Consider the following 1,774-nt stretch of genomic DNA (forward strand, 5'->3'; position numbering starts at 1 on the left):
CCCAACTGGCGGATTGTCGCCTTGATGCGCTTCCCTAGTTTCAGGTACAGCCCGACCGCCCGAACGCGCTCTTCGTATGAATACATGGACTACCTCCAAAGTAGTCCAAGATTTTGTCCGCATCCCCCGTGGGTCAGGATTCCGTGCAAATCAACACCCGGTGATTGAAAGCACTCTGCGGGCGGTCTGATCATGCCTGTCCGCCCGCACGCACCAGACTTGACAATTGCTCAAGCCCTCGCCAGGTAGCGGACATGGCCTATCACTTCAGAGCCATCATCACCTCATCAAGTCTCGACCCTGTACGAAAAGACGGGAGACGGGATAGACGTCTGCACTTATGCTATCGATTGTGACTGCTCCTGCGCACAAATGACTCGTTGCGTCGGCACGTTTCTCATCGATTAGTCGCTTGCGCAAACATGCCCGTCAAAAAGACACCCTGGTTGATCAGGCACACGCCGCGTCCTGAAGCCCGAATCATGTTGTTCTGCTTCCCTTATGCTGGCGGTGGGGCTGCCCTTTATCGACGCTGGGCATCAGCGATGCCCGACTATATCGAAGTCGTCGCAGTTGAGCCCCCAGGACGTCAGACGAGATTTTTCGAGCCGCCTGTCAGCGACCTCAGCGAAATGGTCGACGCGCTGATTGATGCGACTTTCCCGCTTCTGACCAAACCGTACGCAACGTTCGGCTATAGCCTTGGCAGCATCGTGAGTGTCGAATTCGTGCGCGAAGTGGTGCGGAGAGGGAAGCCCCCTCCATTGCACATGTTCTGCTCGGCGCATCGTGCGCCTCATATCGGACCGCGCGACAACCCCATCCACATGCTGCCTGAGCATGAACTCATCCAGCGTCTCGTGGAAATGGGGGGCACGCCCATCGAGCTTGTTGCACAACCAGAATGGCTACGGCCCTTCCTGAAGGCGATTCGCTCGGATCTGCGAATTGCCGAACGCTATCGCGCGAATGCCCCCTTTACATTACCCGGGAGGTTATCAGTCTTCGGAGGAAGGCACGATAGCGATGTCGAACTTTCGTCACTCCGTGCGTGGGAAGCGTATAGCGACGGACCATTCAAGCTGCGGCTCATCGATGGAGGACACTTCTTTATCCATACATCAGCGGCTGAAGTGATATCTTATATTCTCGCCGACCTGTCATGGATACACGCAACGCTCGATCAAGACTTGGCCTGAACTGGTGGTCTACACCAAGATACGTTCAATACCGCCTCGATTCACCTCGCTGACGTAGTTTGCGAGCCACTCTTCGCCCAATATTTTTCTCGCCATTTCTACAACAATATAGTCTGAGCTCATGTCTGCGTCTTCTGCATAGCGTGAGAGACCCTGCAGACACGCTGGGCACGTGGTGAGGACCTTCACGTTACCACCAAACTTTTCGGCACGAAAGCGCCCTGCTGCTTTCTTCAATTCCTCTTCCTTGCGGAAACGCACCTGGGTCGAGATGTCGGGACGCGTAACCGCCAGCGTGCCCGACTCGCCGCAGCAGCGATCGTTCTTCTCGATCCTGTAGCCGTCGTGCTCCGAACCCATCAACTGATTGACGAGCTTGACCGGGTCGATCGTCTTGATCGGCGTGTGGCACGGGTCGTGGTACATGTAGCGCACGCCGTTCACGCCATCGAGCCTGATGCCCTTCTCCAGCAGAAACTCGTGGATGTCGATAATCCGGCAGCCCGGGAAAATCTTGTCGAATTCATAACCGGCGAGCTGGTCGTAGCACGTGCCGCACGACACCACCACCGTCT

Annotated in this window: 2 protein-coding genes; one reads left to right on the plus strand and one right to left on the minus strand. The window is 56.1% G+C overall.

From position 1 onward, the window contains the following. Positions 1–482 precede the first annotated feature (482 nt). On the plus strand, positions 483–1,199 hold the full coding sequence (locus F3J19_RS32240; RefSeq protein WP_167050527.1) for a thioesterase: 717 nt from the start codon (positions 483–485) through the stop codon (positions 1,197–1,199). Between the two features lie 9 nt (positions 1,200–1,208). On the opposite strand, the gene F3J19_RS32245 is transcribed toward F3J19_RS32240, so the two are convergent. Beyond that, on the minus strand, positions 1,209–1,774 hold a 566-nt coding region (locus F3J19_RS32245; RefSeq protein ID WP_167050529.1), incomplete at its 5' end, for a (Fe-S)-binding protein.

The sequence above is a fragment of the Burkholderia sp. Ax-1724 genome, from assembly GCF_011752995.1.
Lineage (GTDB): Bacteria > Pseudomonadota > Gammaproteobacteria > Burkholderiales > Burkholderiaceae > Paraburkholderia.